The organism is Sedimentibacter sp. (assembly GCF_032080165.1).
GTDB lineage: Bacteria > Bacillota > Clostridia > Tissierellales > Sedimentibacteraceae > Sedimentibacter.
In genome coordinates, this window is sequence record NZ_DAMASY010000007.1 from 1 (window position 1) to 25,039 (window position 25,039).

General features: G+C 36.6%; 24 protein-coding genes and 3 pseudogenes. 21 read left to right on the forward strand and 6 right to left on the reverse strand.

The features are described 5' to 3' along the window. Positions 1-900 precede the first annotated feature (900 nt). The 9 genes and pseudogenes from RT412_RS10760 (at position 901) to RT412_RS10800 (ending at position 6,971) form a co-directional block, all read left to right on the forward strand. Positions 901-1,203 (forward strand): hypothetical protein, encoded by a 303-nt coding sequence (locus tag RT412_RS10760; RefSeq protein WP_313344552.1) that lies wholly within the window; start codon positions 901-903, stop codon positions 1,201-1,203. Positions 1,204-1,640: 437 nt separating this feature from the next. Continuing rightward, positions 1,641-2,429, forward strand: a complete 789-nt coding sequence (locus tag RT412_RS10765; protein WP_313344555.1) for a GNAT family N-acetyltransferase — start codon at positions 1,641-1,643, stop codon at positions 2,427-2,429. Between the two features lie 569 nt (positions 2,430-2,998). Next, a pseudogene (locus tag RT412_RS10770) lies at positions 2,999-3,119 on the forward strand (cell filamentation protein Fic); the annotation flags it as partial. A gap of 150 nt (positions 3,120-3,269) precedes the next feature. After that, positions 3,270-3,599 (forward strand): helix-turn-helix domain-containing protein, encoded by a 330-nt coding sequence (locus tag RT412_RS10775; protein ID WP_313344558.1) that lies wholly within the window; start codon positions 3,270-3,272, stop codon positions 3,597-3,599. Between the two features lie 213 nt (positions 3,600-3,812). Next, positions 3,813-4,364 carry a cysteine hydrolase family protein gene (locus RT412_RS10780; protein ID WP_313344561.1) on the forward strand — a complete coding sequence of 184 codons (552 nt, stop codon included), beginning with the start codon at positions 3,813-3,815 and terminating at the stop codon, positions 4,362-4,364. 232 nt (positions 4,365-4,596) lie between these two features. Continuing rightward, positions 4,597-5,219, forward strand: a pseudogene (locus RT412_RS10785) (sialate O-acetylesterase); the annotation flags it as partial. 34 nt (positions 5,220-5,253) lie between these two features. Beyond that, entirely contained in the window at positions 5,254-5,697 is a 444-nt protein-coding gene (locus RT412_RS10790) for an alpha/beta hydrolase (RefSeq protein ID WP_313344564.1), read from the forward strand. A 153-nt stretch (positions 5,698-5,850) separates the two neighbouring features. After that, positions 5,851-6,600, forward strand: coding sequence for a GNAT family N-acetyltransferase (locus RT412_RS10795; RefSeq protein WP_313344567.1), 750 nt, complete (start codon positions 5,851-5,853; stop codon positions 6,598-6,600). Between the two features lie 113 nt (positions 6,601-6,713). Further along, positions 6,714-6,971 (forward strand): DeoR family transcriptional regulator, encoded by a 258-nt coding sequence (locus tag RT412_RS10800; protein ID WP_313344570.1) that lies wholly within the window; start codon positions 6,714-6,716, stop codon positions 6,969-6,971. Here RT412_RS10800 and RT412_RS10805 read toward each other — a convergent pair. From RT412_RS10805 to RT412_RS10825, 5 genes and pseudogenes are all read right to left on the reverse strand, one after another. After that, complete coding sequence (locus RT412_RS10805; protein ID WP_313413269.1) at positions 6,925-7,092, reverse strand: hypothetical protein; 168 nt, start codon at positions 7,090-7,092, stop codon at positions 6,925-6,927. The two genes, RT412_RS10800 and RT412_RS10805, sit on opposite strands and share 47 nt — an antisense overlap. Before the next feature lie 795 nt (positions 7,093-7,887). Next, entirely contained in the window at positions 7,888-8,337 is a 450-nt protein-coding gene (locus RT412_RS10810; protein ID WP_313344576.1) for a hypothetical protein, read from the reverse strand. A 17-nt stretch (positions 8,338-8,354) separates the two neighbouring features. Beyond that, positions 8,355-8,813, reverse strand: a complete 459-nt coding sequence (locus tag RT412_RS10815) for an HAAS signaling domain-containing protein (protein WP_313344579.1) — start codon at positions 8,811-8,813, stop codon at positions 8,355-8,357. Positions 8,814-8,815: 2 nt separating this feature from the next. Then, a complete protein-coding gene (locus tag RT412_RS10820; protein WP_313344582.1) occupies positions 8,816-9,175 on the reverse strand; it encodes a PadR family transcriptional regulator in 360 nt (119 codons plus the stop codon). A 179-nt stretch (positions 9,176-9,354) separates the two neighbouring features. Then, positions 9,355-9,776, reverse strand: a pseudogene (locus RT412_RS10825) (VirB4-like conjugal transfer ATPase); the annotation flags it as partial. Between the two features lie 217 nt (positions 9,777-9,993). On the opposite strand from RT412_RS10825, the gene RT412_RS10830 reads away from it, so the two are divergent. The 8 genes from RT412_RS10830 (at position 9,994) to RT412_RS10865 (ending at position 16,999) form a co-directional block, all read left to right on the forward strand. Then, complete coding sequence (locus RT412_RS10830; RefSeq protein ID WP_313344585.1) at positions 9,994-10,440, forward strand: MarR family transcriptional regulator; 447 nt, start codon at positions 9,994-9,996, stop codon at positions 10,438-10,440. A gap of 53 nt (positions 10,441-10,493) precedes the next feature. Next, the gene (locus RT412_RS10835) at positions 10,494-11,546 is read left to right on the forward strand and encodes a DUF6064 family protein (protein WP_313344588.1); all 1,053 of its coding nucleotides are present in this window, start codon (positions 10,494-10,496) and stop codon (positions 11,544-11,546) included. Between the two features lie 9 nt (positions 11,547-11,555). Further along, positions 11,556-11,966 carry a hypothetical protein gene (locus tag RT412_RS10840; protein ID WP_313344591.1) on the forward strand — a complete coding sequence of 137 codons (411 nt, stop codon included), beginning with the start codon at positions 11,556-11,558 and terminating at the stop codon, positions 11,964-11,966. Positions 11,967-12,102: 136 nt separating this feature from the next. Further along, a complete protein-coding gene (locus RT412_RS10845; protein ID WP_313344594.1) occupies positions 12,103-12,723 on the forward strand; it encodes a TetR/AcrR family transcriptional regulator in 621 nt (206 codons plus the stop codon). 20 nt (positions 12,724-12,743) lie between these two features. Then, positions 12,744-13,565: an alpha/beta hydrolase gene (locus RT412_RS10850; RefSeq protein WP_313344597.1), complete on the forward strand. Its 822-nt coding sequence runs from the start codon at positions 12,744-12,746 to the stop codon at positions 13,563-13,565. A 423-nt stretch (positions 13,566-13,988) separates the two neighbouring features. Then, entirely contained in the window at positions 13,989-14,807 is an 819-nt protein-coding gene (locus RT412_RS10855; protein ID WP_313344600.1) for a MerR family transcriptional regulator, read from the forward strand. Positions 14,808-15,352: 545 nt separating this feature from the next. Further along, on the forward strand, positions 15,353-16,366 hold the full coding sequence (locus RT412_RS10860; protein ID WP_313344603.1) for a PDDEXK nuclease domain-containing protein: 1,014 nt from the start codon (positions 15,353-15,355) through the stop codon (positions 16,364-16,366). Positions 16,367-16,699: 333 nt separating this feature from the next. Further along, entirely contained in the window at positions 16,700-16,999 is a 300-nt protein-coding gene (locus tag RT412_RS10865) for a hypothetical protein (RefSeq protein WP_313344606.1), read from the forward strand. A gap of 147 nt (positions 17,000-17,146) precedes the next feature. Here the strand turns inward: RT412_RS10865 and RT412_RS10870 are convergent, their stop codons facing one another. Continuing rightward, positions 17,147-18,322 carry a M20 family metallopeptidase gene (locus RT412_RS10870; protein ID WP_313413270.1) on the reverse strand — a complete coding sequence of 392 codons (1,176 nt, stop codon included), beginning with the start codon at positions 18,320-18,322 and terminating at the stop codon, positions 17,147-17,149. 267 nt (positions 18,323-18,589) lie between these two features. Between RT412_RS10870 and RT412_RS10875 the strand changes: the two genes are divergently transcribed. From RT412_RS10875 to RT412_RS10890, 4 genes are all read left to right on the forward strand, one after another. Further along, positions 18,590-20,659 (forward strand): sigma 54-interacting transcriptional regulator, encoded by a 2,070-nt coding sequence (locus tag RT412_RS10875; protein ID WP_313344612.1) that lies wholly within the window; start codon positions 18,590-18,592, stop codon positions 20,657-20,659. A gap of 191 nt (positions 20,660-20,850) precedes the next feature. Continuing rightward, positions 20,851-22,026, forward strand: coding sequence for a MalY/PatB family protein (locus RT412_RS10880; RefSeq protein ID WP_313344615.1), 1,176 nt, complete (start codon positions 20,851-20,853; stop codon positions 22,024-22,026). Between the two features lie 91 nt (positions 22,027-22,117). Beyond that, positions 22,118-23,686: an AbgT family transporter gene (locus RT412_RS10885; protein ID WP_313344618.1), complete on the forward strand. Its 1,569-nt coding sequence runs from the start codon at positions 22,118-22,120 to the stop codon at positions 23,684-23,686. A 157-nt stretch (positions 23,687-23,843) separates the two neighbouring features. Next, positions 23,844-25,034 (forward strand): M24 family metallopeptidase, encoded by a 1,191-nt coding sequence (locus RT412_RS10890; protein ID WP_398439316.1) that lies wholly within the window; start codon positions 23,844-23,846, stop codon positions 25,032-25,034. The last annotated feature ends 5 nt before the right edge of the window (positions 25,035-25,039 follow it).

Below are 25,039 nucleotides of genomic sequence, written 5' to 3' on the forward strand. Positions count from 1 at the left end.
CTACAAAGTACACGCTTTATGGAGATTTAAGTCAATTACATTTGGTATAAGGTTGAAAATATACCTTGACACCAAGGGGGTACCAGATGCTTTGGTCATCATTATTGCACACTCAAGGCACGTTGAGACTGTGATAATGATGACGTCTTGTGGTTTTGAGGGTTAAAAATAAGGTTTGACCACAATATATTGTGGTTTGAGGGCAAAAAACAGGCGAAAAAATAGACAAAAAACACCGTTTTTTTGCCTTGATTTTTTGGAGAAAATATAGATGACATTATGATATTATGGAAAAATTGCAGTTTTGAAGCATAATTTATAGATTGAAAGAAGTGAAATTTAAGGATAGAAAAATACTCAATACATTTAGGATTTTTCTATCTTTTTTGTTATATTTATGGTAGAATAATGTAAAAAAATGTATGATATAGAAGAATCAGATAAATGTTTTAGAAGATATAGAAATGAAATTGATTGGTGAAGAAAAAGAAAAGTAAAAACATTATAGCAATAATGGGAAGTTAGAGGGTATGTCAAAGTTGACAAAAAATGTTAGTCCCCAATTATCCCGGCAAAATTATCACAAGTGGAGGGTAAGGAATGATTTGGGAGATTATTGATGCGATGAGCGAAATTATTATTTGTTCCCTGATGTGCCTTTTTATGTTCCTGATATGACGGATGAATTTTATAACTCCGAAAATGCGGTTGGAACATTTAGCGGTATTAGGATGAAGAAAGAAAATGGAGTACTATATTTTTGGTATGATGATGTCAAGGCAAATGGGATATATTCATGGTAATGGCTTAAATATTTTTCTATGCGCGTTCCCGAGTTGCCGTGATGAACACTCGTACCAGAATTCTATGTAGTAAAAGATGCCATGCGGCAAAATCAGCATGGAATCAGCATTTTTCAGGAATAATAACCCCAATTTTTTATACTTCAATGAAAACGAGAGAATGAATGGATTATACGATGTATTTATTAACGGAGATAAAATCAAAATATATCCTGAGGAACAGCACAAAAAAATTATACAACTGATTTCCCCATTGTGTTTAGTTAGGTGGTTAAGGAAAATGAGTGTTTTGCAAAAAGGTAAAAAAGTAGAGTTTGACCACAACATGTTGTGGTTTGGGGTGAAAAAGGGTCAAAAGTCGGAGCAAAAAATGCACGATTTTGACCCATATTTTTTGTAAAAAATAATGATACAACTATAGATGAAAAATGAGTTCAAATATTTTAGGTAAAGCGATTTGTGAAAGTGTCTTTTATAATGAAGAAGTCACAAGAAACAAAGTAGATTAAACCGCAGTGAAGAACATAAGTCACTAAGGGGTAATATAAATCCCGAAATTATTGAAAGTATGCCTTTATACCAAAAGCGTGACGTTACTGCTAAGATGATATACTATATCGCCAAGGGAGTACCAGACCCAATGGTCATCAGAATCACCGCCACAAGGTACGCGAAATGTGTCGAATAAAAAAATAGAATTAATATATTTTGCTGTTAAAGTTATGATAAAATGTTCTTGTAATAAGCAATACAGAACATATTGATGATTATACCTTTATAATAAACATGTGTAACTGAAATAAAACAGCTTAGAGCTTTTAAAAGGAGAAATATTTTATGATAAATGAATTAAGAGCGGTAGAGGATAGTTATATGGAATTATTCTGCCAGAAAAAAACAGTGCAAGATATCAGTTATTTTAGCAATCAGATTGTGCCAGAATTGTATGACCATAATTTTATTTTGTTAGAAAACATAAGAAATGAGACAGAAACAATTGAATTTATTCGCGAACAAATAAAAGCGTTGGCGCAGTCAGACAAAGAACATCTAAAAGTTGTAATCCACCATGGAATTGAGGCTTCGAAAGGATTTTATGATGCCATGAATGATTTAGGGTTTGATGTGGACGATCTTTACTATATGACAGCGGATGAACATTCCACGGGGGATTGGCATGGAGATGACAGCTGCAGGATTAAAAAGGCAGTTACATCAGAAGAAATAAAAGCAGGGGTAGATTGTGCCATCACTTATGCGGCGCAAAGAATGTACATCGAGTTATCCAGCAAGAAAGCGAACCAGAAAAAGGAACTCTATGAAAAGGGATTGATGGATTTTTATATCTGTTATGACGAAGAGACTCCAATCGGTTTTTGTGATTGGTATGAGAAGGATCAAATTGTAAAATTAGAAGAAGTTACAATATTAAACGAATATCAGGGGAAGGGATTCGGAACAAATATGTTAAAGAAACTGCTTTATAAAGCCATAAAAGAGGAGAAGAAGCAGCAGGTTTACATTGTTACGGATACAGGAGAAGAGCATAATATATATCTGCAACTGGGATTTGAGGAAGCAGGTACGGAAACAGAATTGTTTTTAATGAAGAAAGATATAAAATAGTGCGAATAGGTTTGTATTTGTCTATAAGAGCTAAATAATGAATAAGGAGTAGGTAAGTGTTTTATAATTATTATAATAATTTTTGCTATTTAATCACGAATTATAGATTTCGCTCTTCTGTTAGAAGTCATAAATCGCTTTTTGATTAAATACGATAAAATGCAGAAAAATCATTACCTTCGGAAAATTAAAATTTGCACTGGTAAGCTTAGTAGGAGCGATAACGCGTACGCCAAGGCCTAATTATGGTTTGTGGGAATCCGAATTGCAGCATCAACACATACAGAGGTTGTAGTCCGTAACATCAAGAACAGTAATAATTGAAAATAAATAATAAATTATGAGCGTAAGAGCGATTTGCTTTTGCGCTCTTTTTCTTGTGCGCCCAACATGGGGGACAGATAGACGGTGAAAGTCCGTTATGGGGGGCTTGGTAGCAATCATTGTAAGCACTTACTTTATTTTTCTTGCAAAAATTTACAAATTGTAGTACAATAAGGTGAGAACATATATTCGATGGACACTCGCTTCCATAAATACATAAATAAGATATAGGGAGTTAACAGGATATGGCAAAGAAAAAGAAAGATGATGTTACAATTCGTAGTTCTGCTGCTGAATATTTGACTTTTATTACTGCAACGGGCGATGATTCTAAAAAGATTTGAAATGAGATATGAAGACGAAAATCAGATTTTGATAAATTGATTAATAGAATAGATGATGAAAAGTTTATTTAAAGGTATCGAATTCGACGTCTCTAAAATACTGGCAATGTTTATCTTTGCTAAAGGTGGCACCCCTCTGGTCGGTAAAGGATAATCAAGAGGAGGTTTATTTATGAAAATTCGACAACGATACACATGTCCACTTGAAATAGTACATGATTTTCTTAGAGGAAAATGGAAGACGATCATATTATATCAACTAAAACACGGACCTAAATCTTTAACTGAACTTGAAAAGTGTATTGTAGGGATTAATCAGAAAATGCTGATACAAGATTTAGCTGATTTAATTGAGTTTCAGGTAGTTAATAAAATAAAATATGAAGGTTACCCGTTAAAAGTTGAATATAGTCTTACAGCGGAAAGAGGACAAAGAATTATTGAAGCTATCAATATATTGCAATCTATAGGAAAAGAGTACATGAACGAAAATGGAATTTGATACTAACAAAAAAGTAGGTAATTCAAAAATGAATGAATACTTGCTATAATTTATTTGTGATACATACTATATGTTTCGTGCTAATGTTCTTTCAACATAAGCAATGTAATCAAGCACGAAACTTGCATATTGAACGTGAATATATAAGTATTATCTGTCGATGTAAATTCTCTATTACGTTCAATATAGATGCTTAATTAAAGGAGGACAGTTATGAAAAAGGCATTACTAATTATTGATGTTCAGAATGATTATTTTGATAATGGGGCTTATCCGTTATCTAATGCTAACATGGCAGCGAAAAACATTCAGGGTGTGCTGGGCAAGTTTAGAGCAGAAGAAGATTTAGTTGTATTCATTAAGCATATTAACATGAAAGAGAGTGCTACATTTTTTAAGCCTAAAACACTCGGTTCAGAGATTTATAAAGCAATTGAGCCAATTGAAGGAGAAACGGTTATTATCAAACACACTCCGAATAGTTTCAGAGATACGGAACTACATCAGTTTTTACGATTACAGAAAATTGAAGAATTAGTGATTGTAGGTATGATGACGCAGCATTGCGTAGATACAACAGTTAGAGCAGCTTATGATTTAGGATATTCCAATATACTTCTTTATGATTGCTGTGCAACGAAAGACCTGGTTTTCAGCGGCGAAGCTATAGCTGCAAATATAGTTCAATCCACTTTTATGGCTGCACTGAGTCGCGGTTTTTCAGATGTTATGAGTTCTACAGAATACTTGAGGAAAATTAAATGAAGACTAATAGTAATTATCAAAATAAGGTTAATGATTTAGTATCTCAGCTTCATGAAGGTTGCTTCCTTGTTAGCAATGACAGAGACCGAATGGAGCATTTAAAACATAGATAGAAAGTTACAAGTACAACGATATGATATGAATTAATGCATATACGTAAAATATTATGAAATAAAGATTATTGATATAAGATAATGATAAACAGGAATTTATTGATATAAATATTTAGGAGATAGGAGAAAAGGCAGGTCGTGGATTTACACATGAAGTGCCTCCGATTTATAATGAAAGAATTATGATGTTGCGAAATGGCAGATGGCAAATGATGACTGAACCAATTCATTTTGATAGACCAGTTGCGGGCGTAGGACTTGCGGCATCATTTGCAGAGGCTTGGTGTAAAGATAATGAGGGAGAAAAAATCGGTCTCATTCCATGTGCAGAAGGTGGTAGCCCTATTGATGAGTGGTCGATAGATGGAACATTATTTCGTCATGCAATAAATGAAGCTAAATTTGCAATGGAAGATAGCGAATTGGTAGGAATACTATGGTATCAGGGGGAAAGTGATAGCCAAGATGGAAAATACAAAGAATACTATGAAAAAATATTAAGAATCTTTAATGAAATAAGAAGGAATTATCTGTACCTAATATTCCATTTATTATAGGTGGTTTGGGCGATTATTTGGGTAAGGTGGCATTTGGTGCAGGGTGTGTGGAATATCAACTCATTAACGAAGAACTTCAAAAATATGCACAGGGTAACGAAAATTGCTATTATGTTACTGCTAAAGGACTTACATCTAACCCAGACGGTATCCATATCAATGCTATGTCCCAGAGAATATTTGGCCCGTTCACACGAAAAATCTGTTTCTAATACAGGGATGTTTTCAATGAAGCAGCTGATGGATGATTTGCTTAAAATAATGGAAACAGAAAAAATCCCCAAAGCAGTGTTTATCGGGCAATCCATGGGTGGTAATCTTGCTCAGGATATTGCATACTATTATCCGAAAAAAGTTTTTGGCCTTGTATTGATAGATTGTACGAACAATACGGCAAAATTGAGCCGAACAGAAAACCTAATGCTCTCTTTTACTAAATCAATGTTTACGCTTTATCCATGGAAGACACTGATCAAACAGAGTGCAGATGCATGCGGTCTAAGACAGGAAGTAAAAAAATACGTTGCAGAATGCTTTTTTAAGGTTGGAAAGGAAGCTTTGATTGATATACTAATTGAGGTTACAAAATGCTTACACGAGGATGCTACATATAAAATTAAAGTTCCATTTCTGTATTCTGATGACACGTTGTGGTTTGGATAAGAAAAATTAGGGATAAACCACAAGATGTTGTGGTTTTGAAGCGAGAAATAAGCAAAAAATTGGCTTGAAAATGGTAATTAATAACTTGTACGCATTTGGCAAATTAAGGCGAAAAAACAAGAACACAAGTATAGATTTGAAGCGAGGGTACACATGAATACTGATTTTGTAAACTTGACAACAGAAAACCTTGTTAATGAGCATTTATGCTGTATTATACGCAGTAAAAAGCCCCATCAAGGTATTGACGCAAAGCGACAATGGCTTTCAGAGCGACTAAATGAAGGTCATGTCTTTAGAAAGTTAAATGCAAGAGCTACGGTTTTTATTGAATATGCTCCTCTTGAAACTGCCTGGGTTCCCATAATTGGTGACAACTATTATTATGTGTATTGCTTATGGGTTTCTGGAAGTCACAAAGGAAAAGGGTATGGGAAATTGCTGGTGGAGTATTGTTTGGCTGATGCCAGAGAAAAGGGTAAATCCGGCATTTGTATGCTCGGAGCAAAAAAACAAAAATCTTGGCTTTCTGACCAATCATTTGTGAAGAAGTTCGGCTTTGAGGTTGTTGATACTACCGATAATGGATATGAATTGCTTGCACTTTCTTTTGATGGAACAATGCCAAAGTTCGCACAAAATGTTAAAAACCAAGAAATTGAAAGCAAAGAGCTAACCATTTATTATGATATGCAATGCCCATATGTCTATCAAAACATTGAGATGATAAAACAGTATTGTGAAATGAACGATGTTCCTGTATCTTTAATTCAAGTGGATACGCTACAAAAAGCAAAGGAATTGCCTTGCGTTTTCAATAACTGGGGTGTGTTTTATAAAGGAAATTTTGAGACAGTGAATTTGTTAGATGCCGCCTACTTAAAGAGAATACTCAAAAAATGAAAATATAATTTCGGCTTTTTAGTTGATTATTAGGATTGTACTTAAACAGCAGATCGAATGCTTGTTATCCATATTATATAAAGTTTAAATAAAACGAAGTTAAGAGTATTTTTATGAAAAAAACAGAGAGACAGAATGGAATCGTCCATTTGTTAAGAATACGGAGAAAAATGACTGTAAATGAACTGGCTAACTATTTTGAGGTGAGTGAGCGGACCATATACAGAGATATAGATGCACTTAGTCAAAAGAAAAAGAAGAAAAAAACTTTGCCTTTTGAAATGAGAGAAATCGAAGATGACATTCTTCAAATCTTGGTTGGTTTTAATAGAGCCAGAAATTTTCAGATAAATCTAATTTTTCTTCTCTAAACACTTTCAGGGCTTCTGCTCCGTCATATACTGGAATAAGAACGTGTCCGGCTGTTTTCATATATTCACAAATTGCCTTATTAGTTCCTTTGTTATCTTCAACAACCATTATAGTTGCCATAGTAGTCACCTCCGTTAATGGATTATAATATATCAATGTTGAGCCTTTATGAAATCTATGAAATTCCTTTTTTTCTTCGTCCATCAATGGGCTTTTCCGTGTCTTTGGGTATAAGCCACATACGGCTAAAACGCACTATGTCGGGGATACGATTTTCCTCGCAGAGTTTTTGTACGCGACGCTCTGAAATGCCTCATTTCTTTGCGGCTTCTTGAACGGAAATATAATTCATACTCGCCCCCCTTTTTGTACTGATACAAGAGCATTATATACGGTTAGCCGAACAATATCAAGGCAACCGTTTTTGCGGCATCTCCGGGCTTTCCGCAAAACGGCAAGCAGGGCGCCTGTGGCCACAGGCGCATATTTTGCGTAGGACGAGCCTACACAAAATTGCTTGTTGGGGAGCCTCCCCAAACCCTGCAACTTCGGACCAATTTGGTCCGAAGTTGCAGGGTTTGTTCGTAAGGTCAGCAAACAAAAAGACACCTATCCGAGGAAAACCTCGAACGGTGTCGTATGAAAAATGGGCGCAGAAGCCGCCCATTTTTTGATATATATTTTTGAAATTATATAGCCTTAGAACATCAGCTATGCCAAGCCGTCACTGTAAGGTGGCGGCCCCTTATGAGTACAGAAAAGCGACTTCGGATACATGAAAGACCTCCCGTTCCAAAGCCGCCGTTTGGCTATTATCTTACTTGAAGCATGACGAACCAGCCGCCGAAACAACGGTTTTTTTTATTTCCGTTAGGCGGCTTTTTGGATTAGCCATTTGAAGTTATATTTTAACTGCTACTGTTCGTTTTTGATGTACATACCAAACAAATCATCAATATACGAAATACTGATGGTAGTGCTATCCTTTGTCAGTAAAGTACCTACCGAAATGTAATCGTCATTGATTTCTTCCGAGACCTTGTCAACTTCCGAAAATCCAGATTCTTTCAAGGTTTTCACATATTGCTCCGAATCAGATTGTGTCATATCGAATAATTCAAGATGACAATATTCTTTATCTAGGTCAATCCACCCGCGCAATAATGTACCTGATTCCGGTTGCGGTATGTTGGCAGTATATTCATTGTCGGGCCATTCTTCGGCATCCAGCATAACGAAATTTTCAGGCAAAGCATTCCCGGAACTATCAACGGTATCTTCATTTTCAGATATAGAGGTGTTACCGCAAGCAGTCATAAAAGCAACAAGCATTATGATAAGAAATATTCCACAGACTTTCTTCATTTGTTTTTCTCCAAGCTTTATTTTTTCTTGCGGACAAGACCAACGATAAGGACTACCGCAGTAATGGCAAACGCCAGTCCAATGATGAGCATGGCACTCCAAATATCAAAAGGCCAAAAGCCATTAACCGTAATTTGTGTCATTGCATCCGCCTGACCGGTTACGTTATCGGGGAGAGCAGAATGTTTGGCTACCAGAGCAGTAATCAAACACAATAATGCAATGCCGCATGAGCAATAAACCGCTAATAACTTTTTTCTTCTTTTCTTATACTGCGCCCGATTGAAACCAACGGTTTCTTCCATGCTTTCCGCAAAATCTTTTGGTGTCCCCAATCTGTCAATTACTTGTTTTTCGGTTTCTCCATGTTCTTTCGCGGAATCAAACGCTTCGTTTAAATCGCGGATAATTTCACGTTTTTGATTGCGGGAAACAGACAATTCCTTTTTAACCTTTTTTATATATTCCTCTCTCATATTCAAGCCTCCAAATCTTTTACTATGTCAATAAAACTATCGACGCATACCGTATAACTGCGCCAAAATGAAATCAGTTCTTTCAAGGTCTCTTGTCCTTTAACGGTTAAGGAATAGTATTTTTTTGAACCACCATTTGCTTGCGATGAAGTTATCCGACATTGGATTAAACCAGCATCTTGTAGACGGTATAGCATTGGATAAATCGTTCCCTCTTTGGCATAACCAAATATTTTACCGCCTGTTTCATTTAATTCCGTAATAATTTCATATCCGTAAGTTTCCTTTTTAGCAATCAGACACAGGAGTATCATTTCAAATGAACCCTTTTTGAATTGCTGAATATACTTGCTATCCGCCATAATCACTTCTCCTTTTCCTATGCGGAGATACATAGTTTTACTAAGTAGCTATACATAGTATAATCCCATTTTCTGATTTTGTCAATATAGGTGACGGGTACGGCGATTTTCTTGCTTTGCTTACTACATTACTTATCTGTCGGCTGTCTATCACATTATTGTTTGATTTCTAATTTCTGCTTCCTTATGCACCCTGCGCATTCGCCCATCGGGTCAACTACGATAATTTTGTCCTCCGTAGCAAGGAACACGTTGACAAGCTCCCGTTTCGCGGCAAAGCTCTTGCCGCTGCCCGGTACGCCGAGAAACAGGCCGTTAGGGTTTTTGAGCTTCTTGCGTTCTGCCCATAATAGATCGCCGGGACTCCCATACGAAGCTCCTGTGTCATAAAGGGAACAAATATCGCGGTGCTGCTGGTGGTCATGCCGCGCTGTATCTCAATGGCGTTGCTGCCAAGAATGAGGCTCGACATATACCCCTGTTCCTGCTGAAAATCCAGCCGCTTCAATGCGCAGTTATATTTCTGCACGATACCCGCCACGGTGAAAATGTCGTTTTCCAATTGCGGACGGGTGGGAGCCGTGTTCACAATCAGGAGGGTTGAGCAAATCACTTACTAATAATCTCTAAATAGATTACCAATCTCCTTATATGGGGTATATTACGTTAATAATCATTTGCGACATCACAAAAGAACAAGAAATAACCAGATTGTGTAATTTTATTAATAATCCTACATAAATTTATTATGAGTAAACAATGAATTAAAATACTTGACAAAATAATATACCTGGCATACAATTTGTTTAGGTGATTACATGAAAAACTATGAGAACATTATTAAACTATACTTTTCATCCATGAAATTGTTTGAGGAAATTGAAAAAACGCCTAAAGATTTTGGAACCGGAGATTTGTTATATGGCTCTGAAATCCATACCATTGTGGCAATAGGTGAAAATCCGGGATCAAATATGACAGAGCTCGCAGGGATTATGGACATAACAAAAGGCGGAGTGCAAAAATTTGTCAAGAAGCTTTTAGCAAAAGACTTGATATATAAGACTCAGCTACCGGATAATAAAAAAGAAGTTATCTATGGTTTAACTAAGAAGGGAAATATAGCATATAAAATGCATGAGACCTTTGAACAAAAGCGTTTTGGAAAAATTTATGAAATCATGGATGCCATGGAGGAAAAAGAATTCCGAGTATTGGAGGGATTTTTAACAGAATTGAATGCAATATTAAGTGCCGGCAATTAAGCCGGCAAAAAAACAATAAATAGTATACCAAGTATACTAAAAAGGAGGATTATATGTTACCCAAAAACGAATGGTGGGAGGTTATCACCACTTATAACGAAAGCATTTTTCCATTACAATGGATTGGTTTAATTGTTATTATATGTATTACTGCATATCTTATGTTTGGTGCAGAGAAGAAAGCTAACATCATGATAAAGACTTGCTTAATGGTAATGAACGGATTCATAGGTATAAGATTCTTTTTCTTAAGCGAAGGCTTTCCGTTAGGGCTCAGAGTCAGTCAAGGAATCTTGTTTTTATTCATTGCTTTTCTAGTGGGGTTAGATCTGAAACTAAACAAATTACAATTTCAATTTCCACAAGATGGATGGAAGCGAGTATTCTTTATCTTTGGCATTATTATTATGTTAGTTTATCCATTTGTCGGCGGATTACTTGGAAAAGAAATGCGTTACTGGATTATGCCGGGAACACTGCCTTGTCCTACAACTGCATATGTGTTACTACTTTTTATTACGGGAAAAAAGCGAAATAACAAACTTTTATTTTTTTTACTATTAGTATGGGCAGTGCCATTTCCACCACTTGTACAAATACCGAAATACCAAGTGTATGAGGATGGAATTATGTTTGTTATAGGTTTAATCGGCTTGGTTTTTTTTATAAAGGATATGATCACAAAAAAAGATATATCTGTGACATTGCAAAATGATATAAATCTAAAAGCACATAAAGAGATTTTTGAAATTAAAAAAGATGCTGTACTAGCCACAGCATCAAATGAAGGTGTTGTGAATATTGTACCTATTCATTCAAAACATGTAGTTGCTGCTGGTAAAGTATTGATTAGTGACCAGTTCATGGATAAAACGAAGAGGAATGTATTGAATAATCCATATGCAACCCTATCAATTATGGATAATGGAAGAATTTATAAAATGAGTGGTAAATGTGTCTACAAAACTTCTGGGTTTTTATATGCAATGGCAGTTCGAGGAGCAAAAAAATATGCAAAGAAAAACATAAAGAATAAGAATATTAAAATCAATTGCAAAGGCATTGTACTAATGAAAGTGCAAAGATTTAATATTGAGGAGATGTAGGAGAAAATGATGAACGATAAAACAGAAATAGTCAATTATATGAATTCATGTAATAAGTGTTTTGCAGCCCTTTTAGGAGAAGAAAACTATCCTGAGATAGTTAGTATTAAGTTTCATATAGTACACAAAGATCTGCTTATGATAGGTGTAGAACCAAAATATTTAAAAGGATTTGATGTAGCGTCAAATAAAAAGATTGCAATAACGATGTGGGATAAAATTAAAGGATACCAAGTAAAGGGAACTAAGATAGCAGAACATCTAAAAGAATATGAAGATATATTAAGTAGTTATAAAAATTCTTTGGAAAATAAAGGGATAAACAGCGTAGAAATTACATTTACAGTCTATAAGATTGAAGAAATCTATCACGTAACACCGGGTAAATTTGCAGGAAAAAAAGTCGAAATGGAGGTATAAACATACTAAGGAATTAATTACTGAAAAAATAATAAATAAATGTTGACATCAAATAACACAAAGTCGTATAATAATTATACCGACGTCGGTTTATTAATTGATATATATGATCTGTTGTCGGAAGGAGGGATTGTAATTGGCAAGATCGGCAGACAAGCATGACGATAAAAAGAGAGAACTGCTCAGCATTGCAGAAAAGCTGTTCATGGAGAAGGGATACCAGAAAACCAGCCTGGATGATATACTACGGGCCAGCGGCATTTCTAAGGGAGGATTTTATCACTATTTCAAATCAAAGGATGAAGTGCTTTCTGAGAGTATAAACAATATGATTGATGAAGTACTGGCTATATTGCAAAAGGTGGTCGATGAAGAGAAACTTGGCGCATTAGATAAGTTAAACTTGTTCCTTTCTGAGAAATCCAAATTCCAAAGCAGTAAGGCGGAATATGCAAAGCTACTGGGAGTGCTGATGCAAACGGATGTCTCACAATATATTTATTATGTTACGGTATCACGCAAGCTGGTGACGCCGCTTGCACAAATTATCCGGCAAGGTGTGAACGAAGGCATTTTTGATGTTCAATTTCCTGAAGAAACGGCAGATATACTAACCCGTATTATAAACAGCGTTATGCAAAGTGCACCATATCTTGAATATTTAAGCGATGCAGAAAAGCACAAAAGGTATGTCAGTTCCGTTCAGACCATGATAAGCCGGACATTAGGACTGAAAGCCCCTATAAAACTTTATTAGCACTTAGGAGGTGTTGAAAAATGACTGAGAATAGAATTATATCAAGATTAGGATCGAACCTGCACTATTGGATTACCGGCCCGGAGAACGGCCCAATTATAGTATTCTCTCATGGTGCAACACTCGATCATCACTCTTTCGATGCCCAGATTACACCTTTGGTTGAGGCGGGTTACCGGGTCGTAACGTGGGATCTGCGCGGACACGGCTGTTCGACTCCGATTGGGCCAGAGATAACGGTAGGCATACTGGCAGATGATCTGTTGGCAATTATAGATGAACTGGGCGCAGAGAAGGTTATACTGTTGGGGCATTCCTTCGGTGGATATGTTGTACAGGAATTTGTCCGCCGTTATCCAAAGCGTATTAATGCCTTGATAATAATTGGCTGTACAAATATAGCCAGGAAATCCACAGCGTTCAATCGCATGATGTATCGCATTATGCCGGGAATGCTGAGCCGTATGCCGCTTGAAACATTCCAGAAACGGACACTAACAGATTTGGCCCTTTTGGATTCGGTGAAAACCTATGGTGCCCAGGCAATGAAACACATTTCAAAGGAAGATTTTACTGCTATTACCATGGCGGGTATTGCAGCCTTGTGGCTTGATTCCGGATTTGGACCCGACTACGTGATTCCTGTGCCGTTTTTATTGACACATGGAGATTCTGACCGTGCCAATGGCCGGGTTTTTCCCCGTCAGTCACCACTTTGGGCTGCCCGGGAATCAAATTGCCGCTATGAGATAATACCTGATGCAGGTCATACTGCCCAAATGGATAACCCCGTAGCTTTTAATAGAATTCTCTTGGATTTTTTACAAAATAACGTACAATAGTGTATGTATTTCCACTTGGCGGGCATATTTTCAAACGGAGATACGCCCACAATCAGATGTCTGGAAAAAGAATGAAAGAAGATTCTAAGATAAAGGCCGACTTGCCTCCAAGGCTCCGCCAGGCTCAAGCGGCATCTTTTTTGACCGTTCAAGGCACGTTGAGACAGTAGTTAAGCTAAAAAAACAATAGAACTTAGTAATATCAATAGTTTAAGCCATTGAGTGTATAGATGACATTCAATGGCTTTCAATTTGTGGGAACATGTCCATAGAAATTGGTAAGATAAAAAAGAATTTGTAGTATCTCCTTAACAATATATTCTACAAGATGGAAAAATTGAAATTACCTATTGACTCTCACATTATGGTATACTCTAAAATAAAGATGAGCTCAAAAATACACATATGTGTGAGGAAATAAAAATGTTAAGAATAGGTGATTTTTCAAAACTATCAAGGATTAGTATACGAATGCTGCGGCATTATGATGAAATAGGTTTGCTTATCCCAAAGGCAACTGATAGCTTCACTGGATACCGCCACTATGGTGAAGACCAACTACCAACAGCAGGTAGGATTACATCTTTAAAGGATATGGGGTTTAGTCTTTCTACAATTGGAGAAATTCTGAAAAGCTATGATAACCCCCAGGCACTGGCTGAATTCTTGGCGATAAAACAGAGAGAAGTTTTAGCAGAAGCTGAAGAAACAAACCGTCGTTTACTTCTCCTTAACACAGCAATTGAAAGACTGAGAAAGGACGAAACTGCTATGAATTATAATGTATCTTTAAAAACTTTACCCGAGCGATATGTTGCAAGCGTAAGAAAAACAATTCCTTCTTATGAGCAAGAGGGGATGTTATGGGGTATCTTAATGCAGGAAACTGCAATGCTTAAAATGCAGGATAGTGATCCCTGTTACACCATGGCTATCTTCCATGATGGAGAGTACAAGGAGTCAGATGTGGACGTTGAGGTTCAGAAATCTGTTAAAGGCAGATATTCTAACACAGAAAGTGTCGTGTTTAAGACAGAACCTGCTGTAGAAATTGCTTCTGCAACTTTCAAAGGTGGGTACGAAAAAACAAGCGAAGTAAATGAGGCAGTTGCCAACTGGGTACAGGATAACGGATATATCTTTACAGGATTGGCATTCAATATTTATCATGTTAGCCCTCATGAAACACAAAATCCGGATGAATATGTAACCGAGGTTTGCTATCCCGTTAAAAAGAAATAATGTAATTGTGAAGATGCCGTCTGCTGAAAATGTAGGCGGCATTTTTACGAAACGGGGATGATGGAAAAACTTTGGTTATCAGTATTGGATTAATGGTTATAAAATTGGTTGCTTATTATTATACTATTCTCTTTATATAAAAGATTCTACCAAGGAATCCATAGGTCTGCACAATATCTTTATTGTATTCTCAAGGCATGTTGAATGCGTGGTTCTGATGCAGAATTGTAGTTTTGAGGGAAAAATAGAGTTTGACAACAATACATTGTGTTTTTAGGACAAAAAATGTCTAAAATACATGTTTGGAATGAAATAAGAATGACTACACCTTGAAAGAATTTTATAGTAGAACCTTTGAAGATAGAAATGAGTGAATTTAAAGGATTGAAAATGCTCAATATACTTAGCATTTTTCTATCTTTTTTGTTATGTTTATGGTAAAATAGTGGAAATTGGAGCGATGTGGTGATAGGCGGAATAAAAGTATAGTATAATTCTGCTTGAGATTTCTGGAATATAAAAAGATTGAAAGGTAGGATATTCATATGTCGAATAATGCAATGAATCCACTTATAAATGAAATTAAGAGCATACTTGATATTGCAAGAAGTAACGTAGTAAAGGCTGTGAATAGTGAATTGATAACTTCCTATTGGAAAATAGGAGAAATTATTGTCCGTTACGAACAAAATGATAGTATTAGGGCTGAATATGGAGAACAAACATTAAAGCATTTGTCTAAAGAACTGACAAAAGAGTTTGGAAAAGGGTTTTCCAGATCAAATCTGCAAAATATGAGGGCATTTTATTTAAACTATGACATTTACCAGACACTGTCTGGCAAATTGAATTGGTCTCATTATTGCGAGTTATTAAGCATTTCGGACAAAGATAGACGCAGTTTTTATGAAAAAGAAGCAATAAACTCAAACTGGTCAGTGAGAGAATTGAAAAGGCAAATAAATACTTCTTTATATGAAAGGTTATTGCTTTCAAAAGGTGATATTAATAAACAAGAGGTATTAAACTTAGCGGTTAAGGGCATTGAGTTAGCGAAACCATCTGATATGATTAAAGATCCATACGTATTTGAGTTTTTGGGATTGCCGGAGAATAAGCCTGTTATGGAAAATGATTTAGAAAAAGCACTTACAGAACAGATTGAAAAGTTTTTACTTGAATTGGGGCGAGGATTTATGTTTGTTGGTACGCAACAACGAGTAACTATAAATAATACACATTATTATGTTGATATGGTATTTTATAATAAGCCATTGAGATCGTATGTACTGATTGAGCTAAAAACAACAAAGCTTATGCCGGAAGCAGCGGGACAGTTGAATATGTACTTGAATTATTATGAAAATGAAGTAAATGATGAAGATGATAATAAACCAATTGGAATTATTTTGTGTACTGATAAAGATGCATTGACTGTTGAATATGCACTTGGAGGTCTATCAAATAATATATTTGCTTCAAAATATACCTATTATATTCCGGATAAGGAGAAGTTAATTGCCGAGGTTGAGAAGATTGTGAGGAGATGGAATGACTGAGGAACATAATGGTTATTAAATAGCGTACCTTAATTGTGCCGAATAAATTTTTCAAGTGAGATGCAATTTGAAGATTATATTGCGTACAATCCTATTATAATTCAAATTGAAATTAATACTGCAGCAATGTATAAAGATCATAAAGTGAGAATCATACTTACTTAGTAATGTTAAGTGGTTTTAAAAAAGGATTAAATTCAGTGGCAATTTTTAGAAATATACCCTGCCACCAAGGGAGTATCAGGTTCAACGGTCATCAGGATTACAGCAACAAGGCACGTTGAGATTGTGATAATGATGACATCTTGTGGTTTTGAGGGCAAAAAGTAGACTTTGACCACAATATATAGATTCTTTAATAAAAGTGAGATCGAGTATGAACTGAAAAATGAATCAGGAGAAAATGAAAATTTATCCTTTATACTTACTGAAGAAGATTTTAGGAATCAAACATTTTTCAGTGAAAGTTTGACAGATTGGATATTTTCATTTAATTATGTTATGGCATCTATCGAAGATACAGACATTGCTACTATTAATGAAAACTCTATTTTGGGAAAGAAAAAAGGTACTACTATGCTTAGATTATATATCGATAATCAAGTATTTGTCTATAGAGTTAATGTAAAATAATAAGGAGGTACAAAGTGGCAAACAGGAGTGTACCACTAAAAGTTCAAAAAGAGATTTATGCACCGATGCGGGAGTGCCGATGGTCTTATCTCATGTACAGGAGAAGTTGTTAAGCATAAAAGGCCGGTACGACTTGAGTGAAATCTTTTACTGGTTATTTTTCAACCAACGATATGCACTACAAGAAAGTACTGCCGCACCCAGAGAGAGAACTTCTTCGTTAAATACAACCTTAGGATTATGAGAACTACCGCTATGGTACTGTGGATCATTACCTCCTGCACCGATTCCGAAAAATACAGAAGGAACAGAATCTGCAATAACCGCAAAATCCTCGGATCCCATTTGTTTTGGAAAAGGAATAAGCTGATTTGAAATTTCGCTTATATATTCTTTCAACTCTATTGCAAGATGTTCATCATTAACTGTGGATGCAATACCGCTGATATATTCTACTCTGCATTCAGCACGAAAAGCTTGCGCGGTATGCACGGCAATTTCTGTCAGGCGTTTTTTTGCAAGTTCCCGAACTTCCTTGGAGAAAGCACGAATGCTCCCTGTCATAACGGCTGCTTCCGGGATGATATTAAAGGCATTTCCGCTATTAAATGATCCTACAGTAATTACCACCGGCTCCTGCGGATTAATTTCACGGGCAAGAATCTCTTGCAGGGCAATATGAACGTGGGCAGCAGCATTGATAGGATCAACTGTATTCTGAGGGATTGCGCCATGGCCCCCCTTACCGCTAACAGTAATGCGGAACAAGTCGGATGAGGCCAAAACAGGACCTGCTCCCCAGTACATCATTCCCACATGCATATCACCGGGAAACACATGCAATGCCATGGCAGCATCCACCTTGGGATTTTCCAGAATGCCTGCCTTTACCATTGCCGAGGCTCCCTCCATATTTTCTTCACTTGGCTGAAACATCAATTTTACAGTACCTTTAAGCTCATCTTCATAATGTTTAAGGATTTTTGCTGCTCCTAAAAGCATGGCCGTATGGATATCGTGCCCGCAAGTATGAGCGTAACTGTTGGTTGAAGAAAACTCAAGTCCGCTGTCCTCTTTCATCGGCAATGCATCCATATCCGCACGCAGCAAAAAAACTTTTCCTTTATTTTTCCCTCCTATGGTTGCTGTAACTCCACTTTTACATATTTCTTTCGGTTCAAGTCCAATTTCAGCTAACTTCTGCATCACAAAACTTGTGGTCTGCGGTAAATCATTCCCGATTTCAGGTATCATATGCAGGAACCTGCGATCGGCAATCAGCTCACTTTTTATTTTGTTTGCATGTTCTAAGAAGTTTGGCATATTTACACAACCTTTCATACTATTATATTTTATATGATATTAGATGAAATACCCATCTATATAATATTAATAGCAAAAATAATGCCAATAATTTGTGTTTTATTATAGCTATTTAAGTTGTCAGATGAGAACTGTATTGTCACTGCATTCATGTATATTTACACAAATTACCATATATTACACTTACTTACACTTGACGCTATTGATTACAGCACGAATAATAATAGTAAATCTACCCAATACCACATAGTTGAAAGGAGTATTTTCATGCAAAAACGTATTGCCCTTATAACTTTGGATTCTCAGGCAGTATATCCTTATGCATTACAATTAAGATATTTGTTTGGTGACATTATTAAAATAGATACTTACAACATTCAGGATGGTTCTGCCCGCTCCATCCGCAAGTCAGAATTATACATAGTTTCTACAGATGCCTTTGAAAGCAATGAAGATATCAATAAATATATACCATTGGACGGAAGCACAGTTGAAATCCGGCTTACTTTTACCAGGCAGAATTTAAATAAACTTTTAACACTTCCAAAAGGAACTCAGGCAATGTTTGTAAATTTAAGCAGTAAAATGGCCATTGAAGGTGTAACACGCCTGAACCAATTAGGCGTAAATAATATTGAGTTTATACCTGTGTATCCGGGTATGAAAGAAATTCCCAAACTTGATTTTGCAATTACTCCCGGAGAACGAAGATATGTGCCTGCTTTTGTCACCAATGTTATGGATATCGGCGCAAGAGTACTGGATGCCGCAACGGTCGTAGAAATTGCTCTAAAACTGAATCTGGAATATCTTTTGGAACAGACAAAGTTTTATGATTATTTTAATTCAATTGCAGACAACAGCTATAATTTCAACCTTCTGTATAGCCGCTCCATTAAACTGGAAAGCCAGTTTGAAATTTTAATATCAATCCTTGATGAAGGAATAATAGCTATCAATGAAGAAGACCGTGTATTCGCTTATAATCCAAAAGTTGAAGAAATTCTCGGAATGAAAAAGAATCTTGTTCTGGATAAGCATGCAAAGGAGGTCCTTCCTTTCATTCCATTTGAAGAGTGCAGAAAAAACCTGTATGAAATTAAATCACGTCTTATTAAGATAATGGATACAGATATTAGCCTGACGGTAACACCAGTCATACGAGGAGGCAAATACATTGGTGCTTTCGCCTTGTTAAAACGTTTTACCGATGAGGAATACAAGCAGCACAAGCTGAGAATTCAGCTTTTGAACAGAGGACACAAGGCAAAGTATGTATTCAGTGATATCGTAGGATGCAGTCAATCTATGAAAAAAGCCGTTGATATATCCAAAAAGATGTCAACAACTAATGGCTCAATTTTAATTACAGGGGAAAGCGGTACAGGCAAGGAGCTTTTTGCTCACGCCATTCACAATCATTCACCCAGACGTGATTACCCATTTGTTGCAATTAACTGTGCCGCAATTCCGGACAATCTGTTGGAAAGTGAACTGTTCGGCTACGATGAAGGGGCTTTTACCGGTGCAAAGAAAGGCGGAAAACTCGGACTTTTTGAATTTGCTCACAAGGGAACATTGTTTCTTGATGAGATAGAAGGAATGAGTGCAAATCTGCAGGTAAAACTCCTTCGGGTTATTCAGGAGAAAGAAGTTTTGCGTGTAGGAGGCAGCAAAATTATCAGTGTAGATGTGCGAATTATTGCTGCAACCAATGAAAACCTTGTGACACTTGTGGAAAACGGCAGTTTTCGCAAAGATTTATATTACAGGCTCAATACGCTTCCAATAAAGCTTCCTCCTCTCAGGGACCGCGGCGATGATATTTTTTTGTTATTTAATAAAATAAAATCGGAGTTAAGTGGAAAATTTATTCTTTCAAAAGAAGCAGAAAAAGCTTTTGCACAACACAATTGGAGTGGAAATGTCCGAGAGCTGCGTAATTATGTAGAGTATTTAACTTATATGGATATTCCATTTATTGAATACGAAGATCTTCCTCCGGAATTAAAAAACAATGATTTATCTATTGGCAAAAGTAAATCTGATGAAAAAGAAAAGGCACAATTTCAATTTATCATAAAGAGTCTGGGCAGTCATGAAGAGGATTATAAATTTATTTTAACACAGCTTTATGATGCAACAAAAAGAAGCAGTTCAATCGGACGTAAAGCTATTTCAAAGCAAGCCGAAAGACAAGGTATTTTCCTTACCGAACAGGAAGTGAGAGGAATACTTCTGCAAATGGACAACTTTAAACTTGTAAAAGTTTCTAAAGGACGCAGTGGCACCAAGATTACTGAAAAAGGGATTAGATTCCTTTATGAGTTTAGATAAATGGTTGAAATGGTTAAAGTTTTATATATTTAAACATTTTAAATAGTACAACTTATATTTTATTGATAATTAATTCAGCATGTTTATGCTTTTAAGCGGAGAACATTGTTTTCTTCGCTTATTTTATATTTGGCATCCTTTTTGCATTTATAAAATATGAATAAACATTAACTGAAAGGATGTACTTGAAAATGAATTATAACTTTAATGAACCGGTTGACCGCAGCAAAAATTTTTCAGTAAAATATGATGAGCTGAAAAAAAAATTCGGAAGAGATGATTTGATTCCTCTTTGGATTGCAGATATGGACCTCAAGGCCGCTCAGCCGGTTATCGAAGCCATACAGAAAAGAGCTGAACAGGGTATATTTGGATATACTTCCCGTCCTGATTCTTATTTTGACGCAGTATGCAACTGGCAGGAAAGACGCAACAACTGGAAAATTAACAAGGATTTAGTGGGTTTTAATCTGGGAGTTGTCCCTGCATTATGTACTGCTGTCAAAGAGTTTAGTAATGAAAATGACAAAGTTCTGTTTTTAAAGCCGGTGTACTCTGAATTCTTTGATGCAGTAGAAAATTGGGGACGAATTTCTCTTACCAGTGAACTTAAGGAAGAAAACCATTTTTTTACCGTTGACTTTGAAGATTTCGAAGAAAAACTCAAGGAGGATCCGAAACTATTCATTCTCTGTAATCCGCACAATCCGGTGGGACGTGTATGGACCAGAGAAGAGCTTGTAAAAATGGGAGAACTATGCCTGAAATATAATGTCATGGTTATTTCGGATGAAATCCATTCAGATCTAATGCTGTGGGGAAATAAACATATACCATTTGCTTCCATATCAAAGGAATTTTCCGATATCACCATCACCTGTGTATCTGCAACAAAGACTTTTAATCTCGCCGGATTACAGGCATCCAGCACTGTTTTCCCAAATAAAGAGGTGAAAGATAAGTTTGAAGACTTTTGGCAACGAATGGACATAACCAGAAACAATTGCTTCAGCCTCGTTGCAGTGGAAACTGCCTATAATTACGGTGAAGAATGGCTTAATCAGCTTCTGACTCACATCGAAGGTAACATGATATATGTAAAAGAATACTGTGAAAAAAATATTCCACAAATAAAAACCCGTTTGCCTGAGAGTACTTATCTTATGTGGCTGGATTGCCGCGACTTAAACTTAGAAGGTGATGAGCTTGTTAGATTTATTGTAAATGAAGCTCATCTCGGATTGAACGACGGCAGATCCTTCGGAGCAAATTCCGGCTTTATGAGATTGAATGTCGCATGCCCGCGCGGAACTCTGGAACAGGCCATGGAAAATCTGAAGTTGGCTGTAGATAGACGGTTAAAATAGTACTTCGTATACAAACCCTTATGTGGGTTTTGATATAAATTCATTAATTCGCATAGCTTTATGCGCCATATTACAATAGGAGGAATAAATAATGGCTAAGTTAAAGGAATCAAATGAAATCGAAAAAAAAGGCTTTATCGTCCGTGCACTGGACAGAGTAGAACGGGTTGGTAATGCTCTGCCGGATCCGGCAACTCTATTTATCATTCTGGCAATTATTACTGTCCTGGCATCGTTTATATGTGCAAAAGCAGGAGTCTCTGTCACTTATGAAGGATATAACTCTCAAACAGGAAAAATCGAAGAAATTACAGTGGCTGCAGTTAACCTTCTTTCTCCGGGCAGCATCCAGCATATGGTAACAACTGTAGTGAGCAATTTTACAAACTTTTTTGCTCTTGGTGTGGTATTTACCATCATACTTGGTGTCGGCGTAGCTGATGGTACCGGATTTATGGCTACAATACTAAAAAAAGTTGCGGCTGTGACCCCAAAAAGAGCAGTTACAGCTGTGGTTGTATTCCTTGGTATTATGTCTAACATTGCATCTTCAACAGGATATGTTGTCCTGGTTCCATTAGGTGCAATTTTATTCATGGCTTTTAAAAGGCACCCAATAGCAGGTCTTGCTGCTGCTTTTGCAGGTGTTTCCGGAGGTTGGAGCGCAAACCTGCTGATAGGAACCAATGATCCTATGTTTGCCGGTATGTCAACTCAGGCAGCCCAGATGATTGATCCTAATTATACTGTTATGCCCGTTGCCAACTGGTACTTCCTGTTTGTTTCTACATTTTTGATTACTGTAATCGGCACACTGGTAACTGAAAAACTTATTGAACCCAGACTATCACCATTTGATTTTGAAGGTAATGAAACAGTTAAGGATATTTCTATTGATGAAAAAAGAGGTATAAGGTTTGCAGGAATTTCTGCACTTGTTTATATTATTATAATGCTGATTTTAGTTTTACCAACAAATAGTATTTTGAGAAATCCTGAATCCGGCAGCATTCTTAAATCTCCATTTATGAACGGTATTATTTTTTTCATGATGCTTTTGTTCCTTATTCCCGGCATCTTCTACGGTATCGGTGCAAAGGTTATTAAAAGCGACAAGGATGTTATTGCATTGATGAACAAAGCTATTTCAGGACTTTCAAGCTTTATGGTTCTTATTTTCTTTGCGGCACAATTTACAGCATTTTTCAATTACTCAAATTTAGGTACTATCATATCCGTATCCGGAGCAAACTTTTTGGAATCTGTCGGCTTTGTCGGTCTGCCGTTAATTATCTGCTTCATAATCCTTACAGCATTTATAAATATCTTCATTGCGGTAGATTCTGCAAAGTGGGCAATAATGGCTCCGATATTTGTACCTATGTTCATGCGTTTAGGATTATCTCCCGAACTTACACAAATTGCCTATAGAATAGGTGATTCGAGTACAAATATCATTGCTCCTTTGATGCCTTTCTTCGTATTGACAGTAGCATTTTTTCAAAAATATGATAAGAAAGCCGGAATCGGCAGTGTAATCTCAACTATGCTTCCGTACTCGTTTTTTTTCCTCATAGGTTGGATTGCGTTATTTGTTGTATGGTATCTGCTGGGGCTGCCTCTCGGACCTGGTGCGCCGCTTCTCTATAATTTAGGATAATTTAGAAAATAATTTATTCTCGAAAGGTTTCTTAGTATATTTATCTAATGACTGCCTGAAACGAAGCGGTCTACTAACAAACAGTCCGTATTGATATAATTATTTTAAGAGGGCATATCTATGAATGTGCTCTCTTAAATCATAAAATAATAAGGAGATGTTTTTCTTGCAATCTAAACAATATAAAATTAAGAATTTATTACGAAAAAACGGAATTGATGGAGCTATTGTATCCTCCCCGGAGAATTTTCACTACATTACAGGCTTCGCCAGTCATCAGCACACTGTTTCACGGCAACCAATGTTTTCCTGTACAGTTATAACAGCTCATGAGTCTGAAAAAAGCCATGTAATCGCCATGGACTTTGAAGTGCCTTCATTGAAGGAAAAAATGCCTGATTTTGTGGTAAGAAAATATGATACCTGGGTTGGTGTACGAGAGTGGGATGAAATTCTCTCAGCTGTTGAAAATAAACTTCCCGGTTCTTTTGAAAGTTGCATGGATGTCTTGGTGAAAACGGTAAAAGAATTGGAACTTGGAAACAAGAAGGTTGGAATAGAACTGGATTTTCTGCCATTTAACTATTATAGTATTTTAAAGGAAAATTTTCCGGAGATAGATTTTGTTAATATTTCCGATCTGTTTATTTTATCCAGAAGCGTTAAAACTTCTGAAGAAATTGAATTATTTCGCACATTGACACAAGTTCAGGATGAGGCTTTAAGTCATGCCAGCCGGTTTGTGAACATCGGAGTTTCCGAGAAAAAGGTGGCGCATGAATTTCGCAAGCATGTAATAGATTCCGGCATTTGTACACCAAGCTCATGGAGTACATTCAATACAGGAATAGACAGTTCAAGGCTTTGCCTTCCGTGTGACAGAGTCATTGAGGATGGCGATACCTTCAAGTTCGACGGAGGTGTAAATGCTGAATTTGATTTTTATACCACCGATACATCAAGAACGTGGATCATTGGCAACGGACATCCAGCCCTTTTCAATCTTAAAGACAGGCTTTATGAAGGTCAGCGAAGGATGATTGAAGCAGCGAGACCGGGGCTCCCCATTAACGAGCTGTTCAATATAGGTTTTAACTATGTTAAAGAGGCATACAGCTGCTACCGCAGAGGGCATCTGGGTCACAGCATCAGCATGGGACCTCAAACTGCGGAAGCCCCTTTTATTAACGCAACCGAAACCCGCCCTTTGGAAGCAGGAATGATTCTCTGTGTGGAGGTTCCCTGTTATATTAGAAACAAAGGTGGATTCAACATTGAGGATATGATTTTAATTACTCCGGAGGGGTGCGAAGTACTGACTTACAGAACTCCTCACTATCTAAAATAACATAA

Bases quoted from the DNA above. Each gene is read 5' to 3' on its own strand.
- RT412_RS10760 (WP_313344552.1), top strand. From the start codon at position 901: ATGGAATCAGCATTTTTCAGGAATAATAACCCCAATTTTTTATACTTC.
- RT412_RS10765 (WP_313344555.1), top strand. From the start codon at position 1,641: ATGATAAATGAATTAAGAGCGGTAGAGGATAGTTATATGGAATTATTC.
- RT412_RS10775 (WP_313344558.1), top strand. From the start codon at position 3,270: ATGAAAATTCGACAACGATACACATGTCCACTTGAAATAGTACATGAT.
- RT412_RS10780 (WP_313344561.1), top strand. From the start codon at position 3,813: ATGAAAAAGGCATTACTAATTATTGATGTTCAGAATGATTATTTTGAT.
- RT412_RS10790 (WP_313344564.1), top strand. From the start codon at position 5,254: ATGTTTTCAATGAAGCAGCTGATGGATGATTTGCTTAAAATAATGGAA.
- RT412_RS10795 (WP_313344567.1), top strand. From the start codon at position 5,851: ATGAATACTGATTTTGTAAACTTGACAACAGAAAACCTTGTTAATGAG.
- RT412_RS10800 (WP_313344570.1), top strand. From the start codon at position 6,714: ATGAAAAAAACAGAGAGACAGAATGGAATCGTCCATTTGTTAAGAATA.
- RT412_RS10805 (WP_313413269.1), bottom strand. From the start codon at position 7,092: ATGGCAACTATAATGGTTGTTGAAGATAACAAAGGAACTAATAAGGCA.
- RT412_RS10810 (WP_313344576.1), bottom strand. From the start codon at position 8,337: ATGAAGAAAGTCTGTGGAATATTTCTTATCATAATGCTTGTTGCTTTT.
- RT412_RS10815 (WP_313344579.1), bottom strand. From the start codon at position 8,813: ATGAGAGAGGAATATATAAAAAAGGTTAAAAAGGAATTGTCTGTTTCC.
- RT412_RS10820 (WP_313344582.1), bottom strand. From the start codon at position 9,175: ATGGCGGATAGCAAGTATATTCAGCAATTCAAAAAGGGTTCATTTGAA.
- RT412_RS10830 (WP_313344585.1), top strand. From the start codon at position 9,994: ATGAAAAACTATGAGAACATTATTAAACTATACTTTTCATCCATGAAA.
- RT412_RS10835 (WP_313344588.1), top strand. From the start codon at position 10,494: ATGTTACCCAAAAACGAATGGTGGGAGGTTATCACCACTTATAACGAA.
- RT412_RS10840 (WP_313344591.1), top strand. From the start codon at position 11,556: ATGAACGATAAAACAGAAATAGTCAATTATATGAATTCATGTAATAAG.
- RT412_RS10850 (WP_313344597.1), top strand. From the start codon at position 12,744: ATGACTGAGAATAGAATTATATCAAGATTAGGATCGAACCTGCACTAT.
- RT412_RS10855 (WP_313344600.1), top strand. From the start codon at position 13,989: ATGTTAAGAATAGGTGATTTTTCAAAACTATCAAGGATTAGTATACGA.
- RT412_RS10860 (WP_313344603.1), top strand. From the start codon at position 15,353: ATGTCGAATAATGCAATGAATCCACTTATAAATGAAATTAAGAGCATA.
- RT412_RS10870 (WP_313413270.1), bottom strand. From the start codon at position 18,322: ATGCCAAACTTCTTAGAACATGCAAACAAAATAAAAAGTGAGCTGATT.
- RT412_RS10875 (WP_313344612.1), top strand. From the start codon at position 18,590: ATGCAAAAACGTATTGCCCTTATAACTTTGGATTCTCAGGCAGTATAT.
- RT412_RS10880 (WP_313344615.1), top strand. From the start codon at position 20,851: ATGAATTATAACTTTAATGAACCGGTTGACCGCAGCAAAAATTTTTCA.
- RT412_RS10885 (WP_313344618.1), top strand. From the start codon at position 22,118: ATGGCTAAGTTAAAGGAATCAAATGAAATCGAAAAAAAAGGCTTTATC.
- RT412_RS10890 (WP_398439316.1), top strand. From the start codon at position 23,844: ATGTTTTTCTTGCAATCTAAACAATATAAAATTAAGAATTTATTACGA.